The following is a 16,007-nucleotide window of genomic DNA, read 5'->3' as shown; positions in this document are numbered from 1 at the left end:
CGGTCAGCAGTACCTTTCCCAGTAAGTCTTTCTCTTGTTGTTTTTGCATCAGGTTACATCATCCAAGTAGTATTCGATGGACCAAATCGGCGATACCCAAATCCAGTAAGACAACGCTCCAAGCGATGACGTTCAAGGCTGAAAAGAACTTCGTTTTGCTGCTCAAGATCTTATCCGGGGCTTGATGTGCCGCAAACGGCCCACCTCAACGCTGAGGTGGGCATGAATGACAGTCATTAAGAGTTTTACGGGCCGGATTAGTTCCCGCAACGGAGTGGTTAATGGCGATTAACGGGTTAATCGGTAACGATCTTGACGCCTATTTTACTGATTTGATTAGCATCCATCTCCGCGATCGTCCAGGTCAAACCATCCCATTCCACCTGGTCCCCCACCACGGCTTCCCCCCCGATTAACCGGGTGACGAACTGGCCGAGCGTTTGCTGATCGTCCACGCCATCTTGCAGATTCAGACCGTAGACCTGAGAGATATCACTCAGGCGCGCATCGGATTGCAGAATGAAATCACCGAAGAACCGCTCATCGAGCGTAACCGTAGGCGCTTGGCTGAACAGCTTACCCAACGCAGGCAGATCGTGTTCATGGCCAATAACGCACAGGGTATCACCTGCCAGCAAGCGGGTGCTGCCGCTCGGGTGTAACAGTTCTTTGCCACGGAACAGCGCGGCAATGTGCGTTCCCGGTGGCATCTTGAGTTCGCGCAGCGCCGCGCCAACGCACCAGTTTTCTGCGCTTAGCTGATAGACAAACTGCTCCCATTGGTTTTCCTGATGAACATCCAGCCCCACGCGGGAAATCGGGGCCAATGCCGGTGGCACCACCACCTTGGCCTTTTTGGCGGCAAAGGACAGCGAAGTACCCTGCAACAGCAGTGAAACCAACACCACAAAGAACGCGACGTTAAAGAACAGATTGGCATTGGGTAGCCCGGCCATCATCGGGAACACCGCCAGGATCACCGGCACTGCGCCGCGTAATCCCACCCAGGAGATAAACAGGCGTTCGCGCAGGTTGAAGTTGCGAAACGGCAGCAGGCCGATAAATACTGAAATCGGGCGGGCAAACAGGATCATCCACAGCGAGAGCAGCAGGGCAGGGATGGCGATAGGTAACAGGTCGTGCGGGTTAAGCAACAGGCCCAGCACCAGGAACATGCCGATCTGGCTCAGCCAGGCCAGGCCGTCGAAGGTTTGCACAATGCCGTGGTAGTTACGGATTGGGCGGTTACCCAGCAGCAGGCCGCACAGATAGACCGCCAGAATACCGCTGCCATCCAGAGCGGTGGTCAGCGCAAAGATCAAGATGCCGCCGCTCACGGCCAGCAGCGGATACAGCCCTTCCGCCAGCTTGATGTGATTGATTAGCGTCATCAGTAACCAGCCGCCGCCCAGGCCGAGCACGATGCCCATACCGAACTGCTGTAATAGATGGACGATGAACATCCAGCTTAGCGAGGTTTCACCTGCGGAGATCATGGCAATCAGGGTGATGGTTAAAAACACCGCCATCGGGTCGTTGCTGCCTGACTCGATTTCCAGCGTCGCGCTGACACGCTCGTTCAGCCCTTTTCCGCCCAACAGTGAAAACACCGCTGCCGCATCGGTCGATCCGATAATGGCGCCGATCAGCAGCCCCTGGATCAAATCGAGGTTAAACAGCCAGGCGGCGGCCAGGCCCGTCAGACCGGCGGTGATCAATACGCCGACGGTGGCCAGTGACAATGCTGGCCACAGTGCGACACGGAAGGAGCTGACGCGGGTACGCATACCGCCGTCGAGCAGGATCACTGCCAGAGCCAGGTTACTGACCAGATAGGCGACAGGATAGTTGTCGAAGGCGATGCCACCGGGGCCGTCAACACCGGCCAGCATGCCTATCGCCAGGAAGATCACCAAAATGGGAATACCCAGGCGTGAAGAGAAAGAACTGAGCAGAATACTTGCTCCCACCAACACGGCACCGATGATGAACAAGCTATTGATCGTGCTGGCATCCAAAATAATGTTCTCCTGCGAGTTGAGCTGAAAGGGTGGGGCGCCAAAGCATAGACACCACGTCATAATAGCCTGTTTTTCCTGTGCAACGCCAAGGCTGATTGCCAAAAAATAATGCCATTATGGCTACTTGTCGTAAAATTTGCTGAAAAGAGAGGTGAAATGTGGGTATTGCGGCTTTTATGCCTATTTATCAGCTGATTGAGGAGGGTTGGAAACAGATTATTGATGAAAAACCATTAACCCCCCGGCAGGAGGCTTAATGGTTTGCAGGCAGGAGGTTAGTGATCGAGTGATTGCAGGGCACGCTTGATTAATTCGGTTGCCAGTTTCCTTTCTGCTTCGGAGATCCCGTCCAGGTTGAGGCTGGAAAGCTCGGTTACCAACACACTGCGATCTTTGCCACTGATGGAAGAATCCAGTGCAGACAGCAGTCTGCCCAAGATTTTCAGTAGTGTGGCGTTTTCTGCTACGGCTTCGGCTGCCGCGGTCGGTTTATCGGTCATTAAAAATCCTCTCTGTCGTGACGGAAGGGAAATGTTACCGGCGCACGCGATGGTGATGCGCCATCCCTTAGGGTTCGTGAGCCCAATCGCTACCGTAAGGCAGGGATGTGGATTTTTTCTTATGCACTGTAGTTATAACAACTCACCGCAATATGCTCCAGTACAACTTTGCATCAACGAGTCACGATCGGTTGAGTAATAGGTGCGCTGACCACCAGCTCACCCAGGGGGAGTGATAATTATAGCCAAGCGAGCGCGGCATGCCGCGCCCCTACACGGAGGACCATATTGAGGCGTGTCATGTGGCAGGGCGCTGCAAACAACGCCCGTGCACGGGAGGTTAGGCTTTGCCAGAGAACAGGAAGCGTAACAGCGGGATGCGCTTGTGCAACTCATATAACAGGAAGGCGCAGGCAAAGACGAACACCAGACCCAGCAGGAAACCCAGCAGATTATTATCGATCAGCGGGGTCACAAAGGCCCCGTATATCAGCGTCAGCGGATGGTGAACCAGATAGATAAACAGTGAAGCGTTGACCAGATAGGTAATGCGAGGCGAATGGAAATCGAGCAGCGCATGGCCAAATGCGAACACCACGTTGGCCATCAGGACCCCGAGCACGGCTTTGATCGTGATTTCCAGTTCAAATCCAAAGCTGCTGTGCGCCAGCAGTTTCTGGTTGAGCATGTAGGCTACCAACAGCAGCAGCGAGCCCAGGACAGCTGGCCATGAGGGCTTGAGGAACACCGCTTTCAGCCATGGGTACTTAAACGCGTAGGCCCCCACAATGAAGAACGGCAGGTAGAACAGGGTTTCCATCACCACAAAGTTGAACAGGCCATTAGACAGTAAATACGGGGCGGTGATTAAAATAATGCGATGAAACACGCCGTATATAAAGGCATACAATAAAAACCACAATGAGATATTGCTGAGATTGGTCATTTTATTTATTGGCCACGGTACCGCTGACGTTTTTATCGCCTTAATTTTTTTAAACAGATAAAAGCAGGCACAGGTCAATAAGCATAAGGTTAATAAAAACCACAGATGGGAAACCAGCTCCCAAACCGCCACGTTTATTTTTTGATAGAGGGTAAAGGTATCCCAGCCGGTTAATTTATCAGTGTAGTTCTTGAGTAAAAAAAACTGTGGCAGGGTAATCAATGGGATAGAACTCAACAGCGGAATGGCAACCCGCTCCAGGCGGACCTTCAACCAGCGCTGGCTGTCATAGCGTTCGTACAGCATGTAGGAGAAGTAGCCGGAGATAATGAAGAACACCTGCATGCGAAAGGCGTGAATAAAGTCGTTGAGCACCGTCAGCGAAACCGACGGGGTCGCACTGTTCACCGCCCACGAGTGGCTGGAGTAAATCAGAGAAAGATGAAAAGGAATGCCCAGCAGCATCAAATAGGCCCGGATCGAATCCAGGAAAAACTCGCGCTGGTTAGTGCTGTTAGTCATAGGTTACCGCTGGTGGTTGCATCTGGGGAAGTGTAAACCCGCTTAATAACTCGGCAATGGGGTAATCGCAAACTCAAACCCTACTATAGCGACCGACATTTTTCCATAGCGTCTTGGAGCACGGCTTGCTACGCTGCACAACTGCTTAAACTCGAAGCCGTAAACATCAGCACACGTTTATCATGTTGTCGGCGAGCTGAATAATCCATTAATATGGATTTTGAATATTTTGAGCACACGAATAGGGGGGGATGTGCTAGTAAATCTATTATCAAAAAAACCACGCGCCACGAGCGTACGTTGGTTAGGTGCTACCGTTTTGTGCACGTTGTTGAGTTCGCAGGCATGGGCTTTTTCTATCGACGATGTGGCCAAACAGGCACAGGCTCTGGCAGGAAAAGGCTTTGAAGCCCCGAAGAGCAACCTTCCTTCTCAGTTCCGTGAACTGAAGTTCGCGGACTATCAGCAGATCCAGTTCAATCACGACAAAGCCGTGTGGAGTAAGCTGAAAACCCCTTTCAAGCTTGAGTTCTACCATCAAGGAATGTACTTCGACACGCCGGTCACCATCAACGAGGTCACGGCCAGCTCCGTCAAAGAGATCAAATACAGCCCGGACTTTTTCGACTTTGGTTCCGTCAAACACGATCCCGATTCGGTGAAGAAACTGGGTTTCGCCGGCTTTAAAGTACTCTATCCGGTCAACAGAGCGGATAAGAACGACGAAATCATGAGCATGCTGGGTGCCAGCTATTTCCGCGTGGTGGGTAAAGGGCAGGTTTATGGGCTTTCTGCCCGTGGGTTGGCTATCGATACCGCCTTGCCATCTGGCGAAGAATTCCCGCGTTTCCGTGAGTTCTGGATCGAACGTCCTAAGCAGGGCGACAAGCATCTGGTGATTTATGCCTTGCTGGATTCTCCACGAGCCACCGGCGCCTACCGTTTTGTGGTTTACCCCGGCCGCGATACCACGGTAGATGTCCAGTCCAAAGTGTTCCTGCGCGACAAAGTGGGCAAGCTGGGTATGGCGCCGTTGACCAGTATGTTCCTGTTCGGGCCGAGCCAACCTTCACCAACGCTGAACTACCGCCCGGCGCTGCACGACTCCAATGGTCTGTCGATCCATGCCGGTAACGGCGAGTGGATCTGGCGTCCGCTGAACAATCCCAAGCACCTGTCGGTCAGCACTTACAGCATCGAAAACCCGAAAGGCTTTGGTCTGCTACAGCGTGGTCGCGATTTCCGTGACTACCAGGACCTGGACGATCGTTACGACCTGCGTCCGAGCGCTTGGGTTGAGCCGCGTGGCGATTGGGGCAAGGGCAAGGTTGAACTGGTAGAGATCCCAACCGCGGATGAAACCAACGATAACATCGTGGCGTTCTGGACGCCGGACGTGTTGCCAGATGCAAAAACGCCGCTGGCTTTGAACTACCGCCTGTACTTCACCCGCGACGAAGAGAAGCTGCATTCACAGGATATCGCTTACGTGGGTAAAACCATGCGTTCAACCGGTGATGTGAAGCAGTCAAACCTGATCCGCGAGCCGGATGGCAGCGTGGCGTTCCTGGTTGACTTCGTCGGCCCGGCACTGAAAGCGCTGGATGCCAATACGCCGGTGGCTTCTCAGATCAGCATTGGTGACAACGGTGAGATGGTGGAAAACAGCGTCCGCTATAATCCGGTAACCAAAGGCTGGCGTTTGACGGTACGTTTGAAAGTGAAAGACGAGAAACAACCGGTAGAAATGCGTGCTGCGTTGGTCAACGGTGACAAGACCCTGTCGGAAACCTGGAGCTATCAGCTACCTGCCAATGAATAAGTCTACTGAAACTGCCCAGGAATATCTTGCGGCAATGCCCCTGACCGATGAGCAGTCAGGGGCGCTCAAACAACACGTGATGGCGGGCGATAGCCCGGCACTGGAGGCTTTGCATCGTCAGATGGGGGCCTCTGATGTCAATGTGGCGTCGCTGTCAGCCGATGACATTGCCCTGGCCTCGGTCAAGGCGCGTATTGGCCAGGCTTGGCCGGATGCCGTCGATGACGACGATTTTGATTGTGACCCGGAAGGGCGCACCATTCTGAAAGCTACGCCGCCGGTAAAACGTACCACCATGTTCCCCGAAGCCTGGCGCACCAACCCGGTGGGGCGCTTCTGGGATACTCTGCTGGGCCGTAAGACGCACAATCGTCATGCCAGCAAAGAAGAGGCCGAGGCGGAAAACCGCTGGCGTATCGTCGGCTCAATGCGCCGTTACGTGCTGTTGATCCTGATGTTGGTGCAAACCGGCATTGCCACCTGGTACATGAAAAGCATTCTGCCTTATCAGGGCTGGGCGCTGATCGATCCTATCGCCATGTGGGATCAGGATCTGATGCAGTCGCTGCTGCAAATATTACCTTATCTTTTGCAGACCGGTATTCTGATCCTGTTTGCCATCCTGTTCTGCTGGGTCTCGGCCGGCTTCTGGACGGCACTGATGGGGTTCCTGCAACTGCTGATAGGTAAAGATAAATACAGCATCTCTTCAACCATCAAGGGCGATGAGCCGATCGATCCGGCGCACCGTACCGCGTTGATCATGCCGATCTGTAACGAAGACGTCGAACGGGTATTTGCCGGGTTGCGGGCAACCTACGAGTCGGTGAAGGCAACCGGTCAGCTTGAGCATTTCGATATCTATGTGCTGAGTGACAGTTACGATCCCGATATCTGCGTCGCCGAACAGAAAGCCTGGATGGAGCTGTGTCGCGATGTTGAGGGCCACGGACGCATCTTCTACCGCCGTCGCCGTCGTCGCGTGAAGCGCAAGAGCGGCAACATCGACGACTTCTGCCGTCGTTGGGGCGGTGAGTACAGCTACATGGTGATCCTGGACGCGGACAGCGTGATGAGCGGCGAGTGCCTCACCGGCCTGGTGCGCTTGATGGAAGCTAACCCGAACGCCGGTATCATCCAGTCTGCACCAAAAGCGTCAGGTATGGATACGCTGTATGCCCGCGTGCAGCAGTTTGCTACGCGCCTCTATGGTCCGTTGTTCACCGCCGGTCTGCACTTCTGGCAGTTGGGCGAATCCCATTACTGGGGCCATAACGCCATCATCCGGGTGAAACCCTTCATCGAGCACTGCGCGTTGGCTCCGTTGCCGGGTGAAGGCTCGTTTGCCGGTTCCATCCTCTCCCATGACTTTGTGGAAGCCGCATTGATGCGTCGTGCTGGCTGGGGCGTGTGGATTGCCTACGATCTGCCGGGCAGCTATGAAGAGTTACCGCCTAACCTGCTGGACGAGCTGAAACGCGACCGCCGTTGGTGTCATGGTAACCTGATGAACTTCCGCCTGTTCCTGGTAAAAGGCATGCACCCGGTACACCGTGCGGTGTTCCTGACCGGGGTCATGTCCTACCTGTCGGCGCCGTTGTGGTTTATGTTCCTGGCGCTGTCCACCGCCTTGCAGGTGGAACATACGCTGGTGGAGCCGCAATACTTCCTGCAACCCTGGCAGTTGTTCCCGGTGTGGCCACGGTGGAAGCCAGAACTGGCTATTGCGCTGTTCTCCACCACCATGGTGCTGCTGTTCTTGCCGAAGTTGCTGAGCATCGTGCTGGTTTGGGCGAAAGGGTCGAAGCAGTACGGCGGGCCGATCCGGCTGTTGATTTCCATGCTGATGGAAGTGATGTTCTCAGTGCTGTTGGCGCCGGTGCGCATGCTGTTCCATACCGTGTTTGTGGTCAGCGCCTTCCTGGGTTGGGAAGTGGTGTGGAATTCGCCGCAGCGTGATGATGATGACACCCCTTGGGGTGAAGCCTTCAAGCGTCACGGTTCGCAAATGCTGTTGGGGCTGGTTTGGGGCGGCGGCATGGCATTGCTGGATCTGAACTTCCTGTGGTGGCTGTCACCGATCGTCTTCTCGCTGATCCTGTCACCGTTTGTTTCGGCGTTGTCGAGCCGCGCTACGCTCGGTCTCAAGAGCAAGCGAGCCAAGCTGTTCCTGATCCCGGAAGAGTACGATCCGCCGCGTGAGCTGGTTGCCACAGACACCTATCTGCAACTGAATCGCCAGCGTGCCTTGCGCAACGGCTTTATGCATGCGGCGGTAGACCCGTCCTACAACGCCTTGGCTACCGCGCTGGCAACGGCTCGTCATCATCTGCGTGCCATTATCGATCGGACGCGCGAAGAGCGGGTGAATGAGGCGCTGGAGGTAGGGCCAGAGAAGTTGGCGAAAGCCAAACGCCTTGAGCTGTTAAGCGATCCGGTGGCGTTGTCACGCCTGCATCAGCGCATTTGGCTGCTGCCGCAGGGCAAGGTCTGGCGCGAGCACTATCGGCAGTTACCGCATAATGAACAGGCTCATCCTGTCGGCCAACGCTGACGGCGAGTAGGGATTAATGGGGGGATGCGCGTTGCGTGTCCCCCCTTTTTTTAGCTGTTTGTGGCGAAGACCAGCAACTGATAGCTTTGGTTGTTACAGTGGAAAGTGGTCAACGCCGTCATTCCCAATCCAGCGACATGGGCGGCTAAGGAATGCGGGTTATCCTCATTAACAAACAGTGCGCCAACGTCAAAATCCTGCTGAGTTCGCGCTTTCACCGCAGCAAACAACTGGCGTAGCACGCCTTTTCCCCGCCAATCGGCACTCAGGCATACCGGGCCATACAGAAATACCCGCCGTTGATCCAACGCCTGGTCTTGAAACCGCTGTGTGGCCAGCGTGTGTAGCATGGCATCCACTATTGGTGGCCGGGGTTGGGCGTCGGTTGGCATCAGGCAGACGAAACCAGCCAACTGTTCTTCTTCGGTAGCGATTAAAATACCCAGGCCGCTGTTGATACTTGCCAGCTGTTTTTCGTTCATCTGCGAGACGATAAAGCCCTGCTGCCGCTGCTGAGGGCTAAGTTGCTCTGGAGTGTTTTGCGCCTGTAGAGCCAGAATTGCGGGATAGTCAGTGGGAACCGCTTGCCTGATGAGCATGATAGCTGCCTGTGTTAAAGGAAGAATGTAGCAGCATGCAATGAGTAGCCAGGTGCGTCAAGGCGAGGGTGGGCAACCTGGTACCCACCCATGCACCTCAACGTTCATCCCATTCGTCGGTAGCGCTCTGGCCTTCTTCGGTATCCAGCGGAGGATCGAGCTGAAAATCCCCTTCCTCCCACTCATGCAGCGTATTTTCGTTGATCCATTCTGCGCGGATCTCAATCTCGTCGTAGTCACCGTCAAAAATGGCTTGGGCGGCAGCACCGCTGCGCATCGTCATGCATTCGACAGACTCGCCTTCTTCTTCGAAAAACTCGGCCTGCCACATCGTGTCGCCATCCAACATGATGTATTTTTGCAGGTTAAACTGTTGGGGGACCGGTGGCTCATCATCGCCGCCTTCCGCCGTTTCGATAAACTCTTCGCGAGCGGCTTCGATCGCTTCTTCCAGCGTGGCATACAGGTTCATGCTCATCTCCTTTTTCAATCATCTTGGGGAACACCAGCATTAATTGTTGTCGCATCGCCGCAGGATGCAAATTTTTTGTTGTCCGTTTTGCGACGATGGTTGTCCATCCGCCGGGAGACGTGCGGCTATGGGCAGGAAATAATGGCTACACCCTTTGGTCTGTAGGAGAATCAGGATGTTAGCTAACCCAGCAAGCAAGTACCGGCCATTCCCGGCCATCGATTTACCCGATCGTCAGTGGCCGGGTCGCACCCAGCAGCAGGCACCGCGCTGGTGTTCCAGCGATCTGCGTGACGGCAATCAGGCGTTGGCCGAGCCGATGGATAACGCTCGCAAGCTACAGTTCTACCAGCTGTTACTGGCCTGCGGGTTTAAGGAAATCGAGGTGGCATTTCCTTCCGCATCGCAAACCGATTTTGATTTTGTGCGTCACTTGATCGAGCAACGGCTGATCCCGGATGACGTTTCAATCCAGGTGCTGACGCAGGCGCGTGACGATCTGATCGACCGCACGATGGAGTCGTTACAAGGGGCACCGCGTGCCATCGTGCATCTGTATAACGCCACCGCCCCGATGTTTCGTGACATTGTTTTCAAGCAGGACAAGGCGGCCACCATAGCGTTGGCGGTGAACGGGGCACGCCGTATTCGCCAATGGTGCGATCGGCATCCGGAAACCGACTGGTGCCTCGAGTATTCGCCGGAGACCTTCTGCTTTACCGAACTGGAGTTTGCCCTGCAAATCTGTGAGGCGGTGGCGGACGTGTGGCAACCTGAACGCCAACGGCCCATGATCATCAACCTGCCGGCCACCGTGGAGATGAGTACCCCGAATATTTATGCCGATCAGATCGAATGGTTCTGTCGCCACTTCAGCCAGCGGCAGCAGGTGATCATCAGCGTGCATCCACATAACGATCGCGGTACCGGTGTCGCTTGTGCCGAGTTGGCCATGTTGGCAGGGGCTGACCGGGTTGAAGGCTGCCTGTTTGGCAACGGCGAGCGCACGGGTAATGTCGATCTGGTGACGTTAGCACTTAACCTCTATACCCAGGGCATCGCGCCAGGGTTGGACTTCAGCCGGTTGAAGGAAGTGGTTGAGGTGGTGGAGCTGTGCAACCAGTTACCGGTGCATCCGCGCCATCCTTATGCCGGAGAGTTGGTGTTTACCGCGTTCTCGGGCTCGCATCAGGACGCCATCAAGAAAGGCTTTGCAGCTCAACAGCAGCGCGAAGATGGGTTATGGCAGGTGCCTTATCTGCCGCTCGACCCGGCAGATGTCGGGTGCAGCTATGAGGCGGTGATCCGCGTTAACAGCCAGTCTGGCAAGAGCGGTGCCGCCTGGCTGCTGGAGCAGAATCATGGATTGCGCTTGCCGCGTGGCTTGCAGATCGACTTCAGCAAAGTGGTGCAACAGGCTACGGATGAAAGCGGCAAGGAAATGACGGTGGCGGAAATCTGGCGGCTGTTCCGCAACAGCTACGGATTGGTTGAGCAGCCGCGCTTACAACTGCTCAGTTATCAAACGCAAAGTCAGGGGGGAGCGGCTTACAGCTTTACGGCGCAGATAGCTCTGGCGGGGGAGCCAATGCAGCTGCAAGGCAGCGGTAACGGGCTGTTGTCCAGCGCGGTGGACGCCCTGTGTCAGCGCTTTGGCCTGGTGCTGGCTATCGACGACTACCATGAACACACGCTGGGTCATCAGAGCCATAGCCGGGCGGTAACCTATATCCGTTGTACGCCTGCAAGGGGGGAGGCCATTTACGGCGTGGGGATCGATACCGACTCTGCCAGCGCCTCGCTCCAGGCACTGTTCAACGTGGCTGGCCGCTGTTTACCGTGATAGCCGGCTGAGCCTGGGCAAAATAGGTGCTGGGGGAAACGCCAAGCAAGCGGCGGAACATGGCGCTAAACGCGCTGGGGCTGTCATAGCCCAGATCCAAGGCCACCTCCAGCACCGACTTTCCGGCAGCCAGGGCATTGAGTGCCGCCAGCAGGCGGGCACGACGTACCCAGTCACTAAAGCGCAGGCCGGTTTCACGTTGGAAGCGACGGGACAGTGTACGGCCACTGACGTTGATGTGCTGCGCCGCCAGCTCCAACTCCCAAGGCTGTGCCAAAGATTGCTGAATGTGCTGGCACAGGGTCAATAAGACGCCATCGCGTGGCTCGGGCAGGTGTAGAGGCAGGATAGGCAGCATACGCAACTCATCGAGGATCAGTTCCATAATACGCTCTTCGCGTCCGCCGGGTCGATAACCGGGCTGAATATCCATCGCGCTGATAATCAGTTCACGCAATAAGGGAGAAATCTGCACAACTTGGCACTGAGCAGGCAAATCTGCACGGGCCAGGGGATCGACGAACAGCGTGCGTATCGCCACCTTACCGCTAAAACGCAGATTATGTTCCACTTTGGCCGGTAACCAAACGCCACGGCCTGGGGGGACTACCCAACTGCCCACGTGTGTATTCACCTGTACCACGCCGCTAAGGCTATGGATCAGTTGGGCGCAGTTGTGGCAGTGATCCGGTTTGCTATCACCATCCTGATAGTCCTTTGAAAATGGCACGATAGACTGATTCTCAGGAAGAAAATCGACGTTAAACAGCATTATTCCTCCTCTGGATACTGATGACGTGTCTGTTGCAGCATGCCATGTCTTGCCGCTACCGCAAAGCGCATTTCCTGCAGACGGTGGATGCTGTAGGCAAGTTGCAGCACGTTTGCTTATTTCACCCCAACCTTGCCAAAGGGCGAGGGGGCCGGTGCGGAGTTGTGCTCAGGTCCAGGCGTTGAGATGTTGAGGATGAATGCCGTAGCCAAGTGGTAGCCCGCTTGGTTCCCTCTCCTGGGGGAGAGGGTTAGGGTGAGGGGCATTGTTTCATCATGACAGGCATAAAAAAAGCCAGCGCAAAACGCTGGCTTGGAAGGCTGAATACTCAGTGTCTATCAGGCGTGCGTGACCGGTTTGTCACCTCTTTTACCCTGGGTGTTTTCCAGCATGCGGCGGATCGGGACGATCAGCAGGATAAGCACGGCGGCACAGATCACCAGCGCAATAGAGCAGCGGGCGAACAGGGTTGGCAGCATGTCCAACTGATCCGCTTTCACGTGGCCACCGATCAAGCCCGCGGCCAGGTTGCCCAGCGCGCTGGCACAGAACCACAGGCCCATCATCTGGCCACGCATTCTATCCGGTGCCAGCAGCGTCATGGTTGCCAGGCCAATCGGGCTCAGGCAAAGCTCACCCAGCGTCAGCATCAGGATACTGCCCACCAGCCACATCGGTGACACGCCAGCGCCGCCATTGCCCAACACTTGTTGTGCGGCCAGCATCATCAGGCCAAAGCCTGCGGCGGCAAACAGAATACCAATCACGAATTTGGTGATGCTGCTCAGGCGGATTTTGTTACGAGCCAGAGCCGGCCAGGCCCAACTGAAGATTGGCGCCAACAGGATAATGAACAGTGCGTTAATCGATTGGAACCATACCGCCGGGATCTCGAAGTCGCCGATCATGCGGTTGGTGTAATCGTTAGCGAACAGGTTGAACGAGGTCGGTTTCTGTTCGAAGGCTGACCAGAAGAAGGCAGCAGAAATCAGCAGGATAAAACAGACCAGCAGACGGGCACGCTCTTTGCGGCTCAGACCGGCAAAGAAGAACAGGTAGATAAAATACAGCGTGACCGAAGCGGCGATGACGTAAACCAGCATGCTGGCAACGGCGACCGGGTTAATCACGATGATACCTTGTGAGATCATAATCACGATCGCGGCAACGCCCACTGCCAGCGCAATCAGCCAGGCACCCACGCCATTTTTCTTGGCAACCGGGCTATTCCAGGTTGAGTCCAGGCCCACTTCGCTGTCATAGCGCTTCATGGCCGGTACGGCGAACACCCGGAAAATCACCAAGGCCACCAACATCCCGATACCCCCGATGCCGAAGCCCCAGTGCCAACCGTGTGAGCGGATCAGCCAGCCGGAAATCAGCGGGGCGATGAAGGAGCCCATGTTGATGCCCATATAGAACAGCGAGAAGCCACCGTCACGGCGCGCATCGCCTTTCTTATACAGGGTACCGACCATCACCGAGATACAGGTTTTGAACAGGCCGGAACCGAGCACGATAAACATCAGGCCGACGAAGAACAGGTCGTTGCCCATAATAGCGGACAGGGCAATCGACAGGTGGCCCAGAGCGATCAGGATTGAACCGTACCAAACGGCTTTTTGCTGGCCTAGCCAGTTATCGGCTAACCAGCCACCCGGCAGTGCCGCCAGGTACATACTGCCAGCAAAGATACCGACGATCGCCGAGGCATTTTCGCGCGCCAACCCCATCCCGCCGTCATAAACCGTGGCGGCCATAAACAGGATCAGTAACGGTCGAATGCCATAAAACGAGAAGCGCTCCCACATTTCAGTGAAGAACAGCGAGCCGAGAGGATATGGATGGCCGAGGAACGTCCGGCTTTCTTTCTGATTAACAGAGGATTGCATAAAGTCTTCCCAATATAATGTGCTGCGCGCTGGCAGCAGATACTGTGGTATGTCTGTGTCTATAAGTGAGGAAATCCCGCTGATGCGGATTACCTGACAAAACCTTGGCCGCAGCGCCTATTAAGCTTGAAAACCCTGCAGGCCATTTTATTCACTTGGTCAGAATGTTACTTCTGGCGTGATATTATTTAACCATTTGATAACTGAATGGTGGCTTTGTCTAGTACCTGTATCCCATTTTTTAGACGAAAAGTCGACAAACATCTACTTTATTGGTTTTTATGTTGGTTATGGCGTTATTTTCATTGACAGGTGATTTATTGCCCCATGTGTTATTTTGTTGTTTAAAAACAAAGTATTAATAATGCCATTCTTAGCGGTTGGGGTGGTGTTGCAACGGGAGTGTGGCAATAATAAAAGTAAGGGAAACGGGGCTTGGGTAATATTTATCAGAACAACTGGTGATAAATAGCGCTATTACTCTTCTTGCAGCATATCTTCGCGCACCCTGGCCGGACGCCGTGCAGGCACCGAACGCGTTAAATAGCACCACCAGCGACGTCATGCAAAATACCGCGCGGGATCCATAGCTGGCAGAAACGGCGGCGTCGGGCACTGGGCCGCTGAGGTTGCCGATATCACGGCAAGATTGGTAAATGGAGAATGACAATGATCCCCGCGCTGGACAGCGCGGGAACGGAGGGGTCAGGCACCGGCCAAGGCTTCGAATCCGGCGCTGGTGGTGGTGAGAGCGACGTTTGTCACTTCATAATTGGCCACGGCGACGAAGGGATCTTCTGCCAGGATGGCATCCAGCTTGGGGCGTTCCATGTCTTTTACCAGGATCACGCCGCCGGTACGTGGGTTCTTACGGCCAGAGGCAATAAAGCTGCCAGCTTGAAAATAGTGCTTCAACCAGGCGATATGCCCTTCAAGATGGCTTTCTACTTCTTCAATCGGGCGGTGGTAGGTCAGGCTGACGATATACATAGAAGCTCCTGTTGCTGAGAAAGTGACAATATCATGCGGGCCATGTTGGCCCGTAGTGATTAATAGAGAGAAGGCTCACCTTCCGGGCGGGTCTTGAAGCGGCGGTGCAGCCACATATATTGATCCGGCGCCATCAGGATCTCTTTTTCTACCACTTTGTTCATAAAGGCCGCGGCCTTGACTTCGTCATCCAGCGGGAAGTTTTCCACCGCTGGCTGCATGATGAGTTCGTACCCTTTGCCTTCTGGCAGACGGCGTGGCGTAAAGGGAATGATCGCCGGTTTTCCCATGCGTACCAGCACATAGCTGCCGGTGGTCGTCGCCGCTTTTTCCACCGCAAACAGCGGGGCAAACACGCTGCTGCGTGGACCATAGTCATGATCCGGTGCGTACCAGATTATCTCCCCCTGTTTCAGGGCGCGGATCATCCCCTTGACGTCTTTACGATCCAGCATGGATTTGTTCGAGCGCATACGGCCCCAGGTCTGTAGCCAGTCCATCAGCTTGTTATCGTGTGGACGGTAGACGCCGATCCCCGGATTGTGGATACCAAAGATGCGAGCACCCAACTCCAGCGTCAGGAAGTGCAGGCCGATCAGCAGCACCCCTTGATGATTATCCCGGGCCTTTTGAATGTGCTCCAGGCCGCTGACGCTGAACCAGCGCTCAATGCGCCAGTTGGGCCAGAACCAGGCCATGCCGGTTTCAAACAGCCCCATCCCGACGGATTCGAAGTTTTTGGCGATCAACGCATCACGTTCGGCCCTTGGCATATCTGGAAAGCACAGTTCCAGGTTACGCTGAGTTATCGCTCGCCGGCGTTTGAGGAAACGCATTGAAAAGCGGCCCAACCCGGTCCCTAAACGATAAATAATCGGGTATGGCAGCAGGACCAGCAGGTAGAGTATGGCGATGCCAAACCAGGTGAGCCAGTAGCGCGGATGCAGTAAAGATCGATTGAAAGAAGGAACTTGCGTCATGGGTTCTCAGCTTAGAAGCAGTCATTTAACAGTAATCACAGATAAAATACATAGACATCGAATTGCCATACGTCATGTTGCAGATCGCTATCAG

At 54.9% G+C, this 16,007-nt stretch carries 12 protein-coding genes and 1 pseudogene; 3 read left to right on the top strand and 10 right to left on the bottom strand.

Features of this window, described 5'->3' with window-relative positions:
• Positions 1–296: 296 nt before the first annotated feature.
• The 3 genes from ABIE29_RS17540 to mdoC all read right to left on the bottom strand — a co-directional run bounded on the left by ABIE29_RS17540 (position 297) and on the right by mdoC (position 3,989).
• The gene (locus tag ABIE29_RS17540) at positions 297–2,018 is read right to left on the bottom strand and encodes a potassium/proton antiporter (protein ID WP_429620013.1); all 1,722 of its coding nucleotides are present in this window, start codon (positions 2,016–2,018) and stop codon (positions 297–299) included.
• 278 nt (positions 2,019–2,296) lie between these two features.
• The gene (locus tag ABIE29_RS17535) at positions 2,297–2,521 is read right to left on the bottom strand and encodes a hypothetical protein (protein WP_429619940.1); all 225 of its coding nucleotides are present in this window, start codon (positions 2,519–2,521) and stop codon (positions 2,297–2,299) included.
• A gap of 340 nt (positions 2,522–2,861) precedes the next feature.
• Positions 2,862–3,989 (bottom strand): glucans biosynthesis protein MdoC, encoded by a 1,128-nt coding sequence (gene mdoC, locus ABIE29_RS17530; protein ID WP_429619939.1) that lies wholly within the window; start codon positions 3,987–3,989, stop codon positions 2,862–2,864.
• A 253-nt stretch (positions 3,990–4,242) separates the two neighbouring features.
• On the opposite strand from mdoC, the gene ABIE29_RS17525 reads away from it, so the two are divergent.
• Both ABIE29_RS17525 and mdoH read left to right on the top strand, forming a co-directional pair.
• Entirely contained in the window at positions 4,243–5,811 is a 1,569-nt protein-coding gene (locus tag ABIE29_RS17525; RefSeq protein ID WP_429619938.1) for a glucan biosynthesis protein G, read from the top strand.
• Positions 5,804–8,365, top strand: coding sequence for a glucans biosynthesis glucosyltransferase MdoH (gene mdoH, locus ABIE29_RS17520; RefSeq protein WP_429619937.1), 2,562 nt, complete (start codon positions 5,804–5,806; stop codon positions 8,363–8,365). The genes ABIE29_RS17525 and mdoH overlap by 8 nt, the downstream gene beginning before the upstream one ends.
• A 50-nt stretch (positions 8,366–8,415) precedes the next feature.
• Here the strand turns inward: mdoH and ABIE29_RS17515 are convergent, their stop codons facing one another.
• A complete protein-coding gene (locus ABIE29_RS17515; RefSeq protein WP_429619936.1) occupies positions 8,416–8,964 on the bottom strand; it encodes an N-acetyltransferase family protein in 549 nt (182 codons plus the stop codon).
• A 97-nt stretch (positions 8,965–9,061) separates the two neighbouring features.
• On the bottom strand, positions 9,062–9,436 hold the full coding sequence (locus ABIE29_RS17510; protein ID WP_429619935.1) for a MysB family protein: 375 nt from the start codon (positions 9,434–9,436) through the stop codon (positions 9,062–9,064).
• A gap of 175 nt (positions 9,437–9,611) precedes the next feature.
• On the opposite strand from ABIE29_RS17510, the gene leuA reads away from it, so the two are divergent.
• Entirely contained in the window at positions 9,612–11,279 is a 1,668-nt protein-coding gene (gene leuA / locus ABIE29_RS17505) for a 2-isopropylmalate synthase (protein ID WP_429619934.1), read from the top strand.
• Here leuA and ABIE29_RS17500 read toward each other — a convergent pair.
• From ABIE29_RS17500 to ABIE29_RS17480, 5 genes and pseudogenes are all read right to left on the bottom strand, one after another.
• A complete protein-coding gene (locus tag ABIE29_RS17500) occupies positions 11,251–12,051 on the bottom strand; it encodes an AraC family transcriptional regulator (RefSeq protein ID WP_429619933.1) in 801 nt (266 codons plus the stop codon). The genes leuA and ABIE29_RS17500 overlap by 29 nt on opposite strands.
• A 338-nt stretch (positions 12,052–12,389) precedes the next feature.
• Entirely contained in the window at positions 12,390–13,943 is a 1,554-nt protein-coding gene (locus ABIE29_RS17495) for a peptide MFS transporter (protein WP_429619932.1), read from the bottom strand.
• A 477-nt stretch (positions 13,944–14,420) separates the two neighbouring features.
• A pseudogene (locus tag ABIE29_RS17490) lies at positions 14,421–14,607 on the bottom strand (multidrug transporter subunit MdtG); the annotation flags it as partial.
• Positions 14,608–14,648: 41 nt separating this feature from the next.
• The gene (locus tag ABIE29_RS17485) at positions 14,649–14,933 is read right to left on the bottom strand and encodes a YciI family protein (RefSeq protein WP_429619931.1); all 285 of its coding nucleotides are present in this window, start codon (positions 14,931–14,933) and stop codon (positions 14,649–14,651) included.
• A gap of 59 nt (positions 14,934–14,992) precedes the next feature.
• Positions 14,993–15,913, bottom strand: a complete 921-nt coding sequence (locus tag ABIE29_RS17480) for a Kdo(2)-lipid IV(A) acyltransferase (protein WP_429619930.1) — start codon at positions 15,911–15,913, stop codon at positions 14,993–14,995.
• Between the last annotated feature and the right edge of the window lie 94 nt (positions 15,914–16,007).

The organism is Serratia sp. 2723 (assembly GCF_050434425.1).
In the GTDB taxonomy this organism is placed as follows: domain Bacteria; phylum Pseudomonadota; class Gammaproteobacteria; order Enterobacterales; family Enterobacteriaceae; genus Chania.
Note: the sequence above shows the minus strand (reverse complement) of the source record. Positions and strands in the feature narration are given on the sequence as shown.